Raw genomic sequence first — 7,345 nt, forward strand, 5'->3', positions numbered from 1 at the left:
TCACGTCACCCCCAAACTTTTCTTCAGTCGTGTCAATCCGTCCCGAATCCGGGACTTAACCGTAGGTAACCCTACGTCGAGGTAGGTGGCTACCTCCGCATAGGTGCGCCCACCGTAGTAGGCGAGCGAGATGGCTTCCCGCTGGGTTTCGGTGAGTGTGGCCAGGCCGGCCAAGACGGCCTGTTGTTCGAACCTGCGCTCGACCTCTTCGGTGACCTCGTCGAATTCGTTGCCGAGCACCCGGATCCCGTACGCGACCTCGCGCTGGGTGTGGGCTTGCTCGGCGCGCACCCGGTCGACGGCGCGCCGGTGCGCGAGCGTCATCAACCAGGTCACCGCGGAACCCTTCGCCGGGTCGAAGCTCGATGCCACCCGCCAGATCTGCAGATAGACCTCTTGCGTGGTCTCCTCCGCGTATCCCGGATCGTGCAGGACGCGCAGAACCAGACCGAAGACGCGCGCGGACGTCCGGTCGTACAGTTCGGCGAATGCTTCCTGGTCGGCCCGGCCGCATCGATGTAAAAGCGCGGCGAGCTCGATACTTTCGGCTGCGCGTGCCGTAACCGCAGAATCCACCGAGGGTGGGAAGGCTTCTCTTCGGAACGAGTCGCCCTCTGCGGCTGGCGGCCGCGTTGTCACAACGCTCCATTCTGTGTCATCGGTCACCACCGTAGCGTGCCGCTATGACCTCCCTTCCGCTGGGGTGCCCACAAGCTCGTCACGGGACCGGCACCGCGTGGTGAAAAGCGCCGACACGCCGGATATCTCGGGAGACACGCCGTGACACGCCGAGCGCTGTCGCACTGCGCTGGAACCGGCGGGTGCACGGCTTCCGGCCTTCGCTACGGCGGCCGGCCGATCGGTGGTGACCGATCGGAACCTACGCGCCGACCTCCGGCGACGAACCGTTCACCGTGTCGCGTGATCGGCTCGGCCGAGCGTGTTGCAGTGGCCCGTTATTTGCTAGGGATTCGACGCCCGGTGGCGTGCGGATGGGAGGAAATTGGGTCAGACGGCCATGCGGCGGCGGTTGCGCCGCGCGTGCATCTCGCGCTCGGTCTCCGACATGCCGCCCCAGATGCCATAGGGCTCGCTGACTTTCAGCGCGTGGGTGCGGCACTGCATGAGCACCGGGCAGGTGCGGCAGATCTCCTTGGCGCGCATCTCGCGCGCGGTGCGGGCTCGGCCACGCTCGCCGTCGGGATGGAAGAACACCGCGGAATCCTGCCCGCGGCACGATCCTCGCATCTGCCAATCCCAGACATCGGCGTTGGGTCCCGGGAGGTGGGTCGGCATGGGCATGGTGAACTCCTCGTGGTGCGAGCTCGTCAGCGTTGTCGAGCAGTTGTTCTGCAACAGTTCGTGGGCCACGACGCCGTGTCGGCGGGGGTGCCCGGGGGGCTCGCCCCTCGCGGTCGCTGCAATTTCGCGCGGCGCCGTCCGTGGCGATGAGTTACGTTAGGTCCAGCCGCGAAATTCCGTCAATACTTCGACGCAGCACTTTTCCAAATCTCGCGCTGCGAAATTTAACCTCCGAACTGTTTACTTTTCGTGTCGGTTCCGGCGATACTGTTCGGTTGGCCGCAGGCGGCACGGTACCGCCTGTGTTGGGCGCGTTTGAGTTCTTGCAGGTAGAGGCGATTTCTAGGGTGTGGGGGCGCGTCGGCCAGGATGCCGGGCGCATGGCGGCCGCCACCGAGGGCGCCGACGGCCCGCGCGGCGCGCGGATCCGAAGATGGCGGAAACGGGGCCGGCAGGTTAATTACGCGAAACGCGCATGAATTCCCGACGCGGCCGCCGGGCGATTGCCGGGGCGAGATTTACCTAATGGCAACATCGGCGCGGCGGCGAAATGCCGAGCGGATGCCGGTCGGGCCGCTGGTCGCCTTTCGTCGTCCCGCCACGCGCGGCGCGCAGGATAGAGTGCGCCCGTGTTCGCGCCCGCTCCGCTCGGAGATCCTCACGTCGCGGTCCTCGCCGAGGCCGCCTTCGGCGCCGATCCGGGTCGCGCCGCCGCCGAGTTGCCACCCGCTTCCGACGCCCTCGGCCGGTGGTATCGCGCGGTGGTGCTCGGCGGCCAGGGACGGTACGCCGCGGCGCGCGCCGAATTGCGAAGGGTATGCAACCACAGTTCCGACCCCGTACTCCTCTCACTGGCGAGAAGTACGGAGGGCTCTTTCCTCCGCCAACTCGGCTGGCACGACCGTGCGGCGGCGTTCGACGGCCGGGCAGCCGCGCTGATCCTCACCGCCGAGGTCGCCGCGGAGGCCGACGCGGCGAACGAGGCGCCCGGCTACCTGCCCAGCCGCGCCGACGCGATCTGTGACGCGCTCACCGGGCTGGCCGCCGACGCGCTGGGGACCGGGCGGCTCGCCCTGGCCGATCGGCTGCTGCGGCGCAGCGCTGCGGCGGCGCGCCGGTACGGGGCCGGCTGGCGTCCGGCGATCCGCCTGCGCTGGGTGTCCGCGGAAACGGCCTTGGCGACAGGCGATTTCGAATCGGCGGCGGCGCACGCGGCGGCCGCGCTGGAATTGGCCGACCGGTCCCCCTCGGTGCGGCACCAGGTGAAGTCCCGCCTGCTGATCGCCGCGTCCGACACGACGCGCGACGCGCGCGAGCGATCCGGCGTATCGGCCGAGGAAGTCGCCGAGCTATGCCGCGAGCACGGGCTGCTGCCATTGCGCTGGGCTTGCGCCATGCTGCGCGCCGGCTCCGGTGACGCCGACGCGGCCGCTGAGGCGGCAGCGTGCGCCGCGGCCATCGCGCGTGGTGGCGGCGCGTTGCGCCCCCTTGGTGACCGGTAGGTGATCACGGAGACCACCGTGTTGCCCAGATCCCGGCAACGGGTCGCTATTGTTAGATCCGTTCCGCCCCTTCGGTGGAAGCACTGGTCGTCACCGGACCGTGCCACTTGTAACGCCAGGAATATCTCTGACGATGACGCACACGGGCGAAGAGTTGGACCTCGCCGTCGCTGCCGCTGCGCAGGGCGACAGATCCGCTTTAGCTCAGGTACTGGAGATGATCCGCCCGCTGGTGGTGCGCTACTGCCGCGCGCGGATCGGAGCCGCGGAGCGTGGGCAGCTCTCCGCGGACGACGTTGCGCAGGAGGTTTGCCTGGCTGTGATGACAGCCTTGCCCAGGTATCAAGACCAGGGCAGGCCCTTCATGGCCTTTGTCTACGGGATCGCTTCGCACAAGGTCGCCGACGCGCATCGCAACGCCGCCCGTAACAAGGCGGAGGCGATGGCCGAAGTACCAGATGTCATATCCACCGACCAGGGACCGGAACAACGAGCTCTCGAGTCAGAGACGAGCAGACAGATGAACCGTTTGCTCGCCACGCTTCCTGAGAAGCATCGGGAGATCTTGATCCTGCGCTTGGTCATGGGTTTGTCAGCGGAAGAAACCGCAGTCGCCGTGGGCAGTACGGCGGGTGCGATACGGGTGGCCCAACACAGGGCGCTCGCGAAACTCAAGTCACAAGTGGCGAGGGCAGGTGAAATGTATGGCTAGGGATGGCGAGCGCGGTCGGGGTGACTGGAAGGCGCGGCTTGGATCGCGAAACAGCGGTCCCTACGCCGAGGCGTCCGGTGACACCGGCCCGGTCGACATCGCCGCGGTACGCCGCGACGATGCTCTGATCGACGCCATCGCCAGCGATGGTCCGGTGCACACCGACAGCGCCGAGGAGTATCAGCTCGCGACGTTGCTCGCGGACTGGCGGGCGGAGCTGATCGCGGCTCCGATGCCGGCCGAGCCGGACCTGGATGCGATCGTGGCCGCGGTCAACCAGGAGATCGGCGCGCGGCAGGTTCGTATCGGGGCGCACAGCGGCGGGCGACTGCGGCTGCTACGCCCGATCATGGGTACCGCGGCGGCGCTGGCCCTGGTCATCGGCGGTATGACGGCGTTCTCCTACAACGCCGAGCCGGGTGATCCGCTGTGGCGGGTCAAGGAGGTCGTGTTCAGCGAACAGGCCCAGACCACGGTGGTGCAGCGTGCGGGCGACGATCTGAACGAGGCGAAGACGCTGGTCGAGCAGAATCCGGCGCAGGCGAAGGTTCGCCTGGAGCGGGCCAAGGAGAGCGCCGCGCAGGTCAGCGATCCGGACAAGCGTGCCGAGTTGATGACCGAGTGGGAGCGGTTGCTCGCTGTGCTGCGCAAGTACAACCCCGAACTGGCCGACCAGCTCGAATCGACGGTGCCCAACACCACCGATCCGCGCGCCACGCCGGGTACCAGTGCGACGACGAAGCCCAATTCGACGACCGGCGGGTCCTCGACGATCCTGCAGCAGCCGGGCGAGCCGACCGACAAGCCCTCGCCCTCGGTGGACGCGACGGCGCCGAACGGCGGCGGTACGACAAACGGTGGCGGCACGCCGACCACGGCACCTCCGGTGACCACGCCGCCGCCCGCGGCGACCACGCCGCCGGCGACCGGGGAGCCTATGCCGCCGCAGCAGCCGCCCACCACGGATGCCAAGCCGCCCATCGGGGATCCCACCGTGGACACCGGGAACCCGACGGTGGCGCCGCCGCCACAGCAGCCGGCGACGCGGCCGCCGACGCAGGACTACAACCCGCCGCCGACCTTCAGCGTGCCGGCTTTCCCCAACCCGGGTTCGTTCGTGCCGCCCGGTCGCTGACCGAATATCTCGAGCAAGACTCGAACCGATCGCCAAGCCAGGCGATCGGTTTTTTGTTTGTGCGGGATCGGACGTCCAGGTTGTCCGCGTACGGGATGGCGATTCGGCGACAGGATGCGCCGTGGCAAATGATGGGCGCCGTGATGGTGTGCGTCGAAAATCACAGCGGCAAGCGTGAGATACGCGGGACTCGGAGAGGCCGCGTGCGTCTCGGTCCGGCTGGTCTCAGCCGTCGAATCCGTCGAACCCGTCGCCGTGGAAGGCCTCGTTCATCGAGGCGTCCGCGTAGCCCCGGCAGTAGTCCCAGGTGACGTACGCTTCCGGCGTCGGGTCGTAGGCGGGCTCGTGCGGGCGGACCGTGCCGTCGACCAGTAGTTGCAGCAAGTTGGCGCGCAACATGTCCCAGTCGTGGTAGTGGTCCTGCCTGCAGTCTTCACAGCTGACCACGAGTCCGCGAATCCCGCGGTGGGCCAGCAGTGCCTCGTACACCGCCAGGTCGGCGAGATCCTCCTCGACCGCAAGGCGCTCGTGGGGATCCAGCGGTTCACCGGGCTCGATGGCGTCGAGCGCGGCGGACGGGTCGGAGGGGTCTCCGGCGAACGGATCCGGCGGCAAGCCAGGTGGTAGATGGTCACGCACATCCCCACGGTACGCAGAACAGGGTGGTCTGCGCCAGCTATGCGGCCTGCCAGTTTCGGTGGTGGGCTCACTTCGTCGGCGAGTTCACCGGACAGATACCATGGAGCACAGGCTACGGCGGGTTCCCACCGCACCGCCGCCGAACGCCACCGTCCATCCCATCAGCCGTCACGGCGCCGGTTCCGCCCGCGTCGGTCGCTATCGACGTCCAGGAGGGGTCGATCCGAATGAGTAATCCCGTACCGGGCGAACGAATCGCAGTCCGCCCTCCTACGGGTGGCGACGATCCGAACAAGATCGCCATGCTCGGCCTCACATTCGACGATGTGCTGTTGCTGCCTGCCGCCTCGGATCTCATCCCCAGCTCTGTGGCCACCTCCAGCCTGCTGACCAGGGAGATCCGTCTGCGCACGCCGCTGGTCAGCTCGGCCATGGACACGGTCACCGAGGCGCGGATGGCGATCGCCATGGCCCGCGCGGGCGGTATGGGCGTGTTGCACCGCAACCTCTCGGCGGCCGATCAGGCTTCCCAGGTGGAGACGGTCAAGCGGTCCGAGGCAGGCATGGTCACCGACCCGGTGACCTGCCGTCCGACCGACACCCTCGCCGAGGTCGACGCCATGTGCGCCCGGTTCCGCATCTCCGGGCTTCCGGTGGTGGACGAGACCGGCGCGCTCGTGGGCATCATCACCAACCGCGACATGCGCTTCGAGGTGGACCAGAACCGCCGCGTCGCCGACGTGATGACCAAGGCGCCCTTGATCACCGCGCAGGAGGGCGTGACCGCCGAGGCCGCGCTGGGACTGCTGCGCAGGCACAAGGTGGAGAAGCTGCCGATCGTGGATGGCAACGGGCGCCTGCGCGGCCTGATCACCGTCAAGGACTTCGTCAAGACCGATCAGTACCCCAACGCCACCAAGGACCGGGACGGCCGCCTGCTGGTCGGCGCCGCGGTGGGGGTCGGCGAGGACGCGTGGTCGCGTGCGATGACGCTGGCCGACGCGGGCGTCGACGTGCTGGTGGTGGACACCGCGCACGGCCATCAGGCGCAGGTGCTGCAGATGGTGACCAAGGTCAAGACCGAGGTCGGCGACCGGATCCAGGTGGTCGGCGGCAACGTGGCCACCCGTGCGGGCGCGGCGGCCCTGGTCGAAGCGGGCGCGGACGCGGTGAAGGTGGGTGTCGGCCCCGGCTCCATCTGCACCACCCGCGTCGTCGCCGGTGTCGGCGCACCGCAGATCACCGCGATCCTGGAGGCGGTCGCCGCGTGCAAGCCCGCGGGCGTCCCGGTGATCGCCGACGGCGGCATCCAGTTCTCCGGCGACATCGCCAAGGCCATCGCCGCGGGCGCGTCCACCGTGATGCTCGGCTCGTTGCTCGCGGGCACCGCCGAGTCCCCCGGCGAGCTGATCCTGGTCGGCGGCAAGCAGTTCAAGAGCTACCGCGGCATGGGCTCGCTGGGCGCCATGCAGGGCCGCGGCCAGGCCAAGTCCTTCTCGAAGGACCGTTACTTCCAGGACGACGTGCTGGCCGAGGACAAGCTGGTCCCCGAGGGCATCGAGGGCAGGGTGCCGTTCCGCGGCCCGGTCAACCAGGTGATCCACCAGCTGGTCGGCGGCCTGCGCGCCGCCATGGGCTACACCGGCTCGCAGTCGATCGCGCATCTGCAAGAGGCGCAGTTCGTGCAGATCACCGCGGCGGGCCTCAAGGAGAGCCACCCGCACGACATCACGATGACCGTCGAGGCCCCTAACTACACGGGCCGGGGCTAGCCCACTAGGTTCATGTACAGGACCAACCGGTCCGTGCATGATTGAGCTTGCCCACCGGCTGTGGCGGTGAGCAAACTGCGCGGCAGTCGGCGGCGCGCACAGTGCTGCCCACCTGCCCCCACAAGTAACCACTGGAGGCGCGAGTCTTACGAGCGCCGTTCGCGGCCCGGCTCGCGTTCCAGCGGTCGAAGCGCATGCGCCGCAGGCGCGAGTCTCGACCGCTGGAACGCGAGCCATCCAGGGGTCGCGAACACGCAGCGCCGCAGGCGCTGCAAATCAGACA

The 7,345-nt window shown here is 68.5% G+C and carries 7 protein-coding genes; 4 read left to right on the forward strand and 3 right to left on the reverse strand.

Annotated features, from left to right (window positions below):
• Together HOV91_RS30500 and HOV91_RS30505 are read right to left on the reverse strand one after the other, a co-directional pair.
• The gene (locus tag HOV91_RS30500) at positions 1-576 is read right to left on the reverse strand and encodes a sigma-70 family RNA polymerase sigma factor (RefSeq protein WP_043687700.1); all 576 of its coding nucleotides are present in this window, start codon (positions 574-576) and stop codon (positions 1-3) included.
• A gap of 432 nt (positions 577-1,008) precedes the next feature.
• Positions 1,009-1,302 carry a WhiB family transcriptional regulator gene (locus HOV91_RS30505; protein WP_040865039.1) on the reverse strand — a complete coding sequence of 98 codons (294 nt, stop codon included), beginning with the start codon at positions 1,300-1,302 and terminating at the stop codon, positions 1,009-1,011.
• Positions 1,303-1,931: 629 nt separating this feature from the next.
• On the opposite strand from HOV91_RS30505, the gene HOV91_RS30510 reads away from it, so the two are divergent.
• From HOV91_RS30510 to HOV91_RS30520, 3 genes are all read left to right on the forward strand, one after another.
• Positions 1,932-2,804, forward strand: a complete 873-nt coding sequence (locus HOV91_RS30510) for a hypothetical protein (RefSeq protein WP_174188770.1) — start codon at positions 1,932-1,934, stop codon at positions 2,802-2,804.
• 133 nt (positions 2,805-2,937) lie between these two features.
• On the forward strand, positions 2,938-3,516 hold the full coding sequence (locus HOV91_RS30515) for a sigma-70 family RNA polymerase sigma factor (protein WP_040864971.1): 579 nt from the start codon (positions 2,938-2,940) through the stop codon (positions 3,514-3,516).
• Entirely contained in the window at positions 3,509-4,651 is a 1,143-nt protein-coding gene (locus HOV91_RS30520) for an anti-sigma-D factor RsdA (protein WP_174188771.1), read from the forward strand. Before HOV91_RS30515 ends, HOV91_RS30520 begins: the two co-directional genes overlap by 8 nt.
• Positions 4,652-4,876: 225 nt before the next feature.
• On the opposite strand, the gene HOV91_RS30525 is transcribed toward HOV91_RS30520, so the two are convergent.
• Positions 4,877-5,290 carry a DUF5319 domain-containing protein gene (locus HOV91_RS30525; RefSeq protein WP_039795739.1) on the reverse strand — a complete coding sequence of 138 codons (414 nt, stop codon included), beginning with the start codon at positions 5,288-5,290 and terminating at the stop codon, positions 4,877-4,879.
• 227 nt (positions 5,291-5,517) lie between these two features.
• On the opposite strand from HOV91_RS30525, the gene guaB reads away from it, so the two are divergent.
• A complete protein-coding gene (gene guaB, locus HOV91_RS30530) occupies positions 5,518-7,062 on the forward strand; it encodes an IMP dehydrogenase (protein ID WP_174188772.1) in 1,545 nt (514 codons plus the stop codon).
• Positions 7,063-7,345 lie beyond the last annotated feature (283 nt).

Origin of the sequence: Nocardia barduliensis (assembly GCF_013315795.1) — a bacterium.
Lineage (GTDB): Bacteria > Actinomycetota > Actinomycetes > Mycobacteriales > Mycobacteriaceae > Nocardia > Nocardia barduliensis.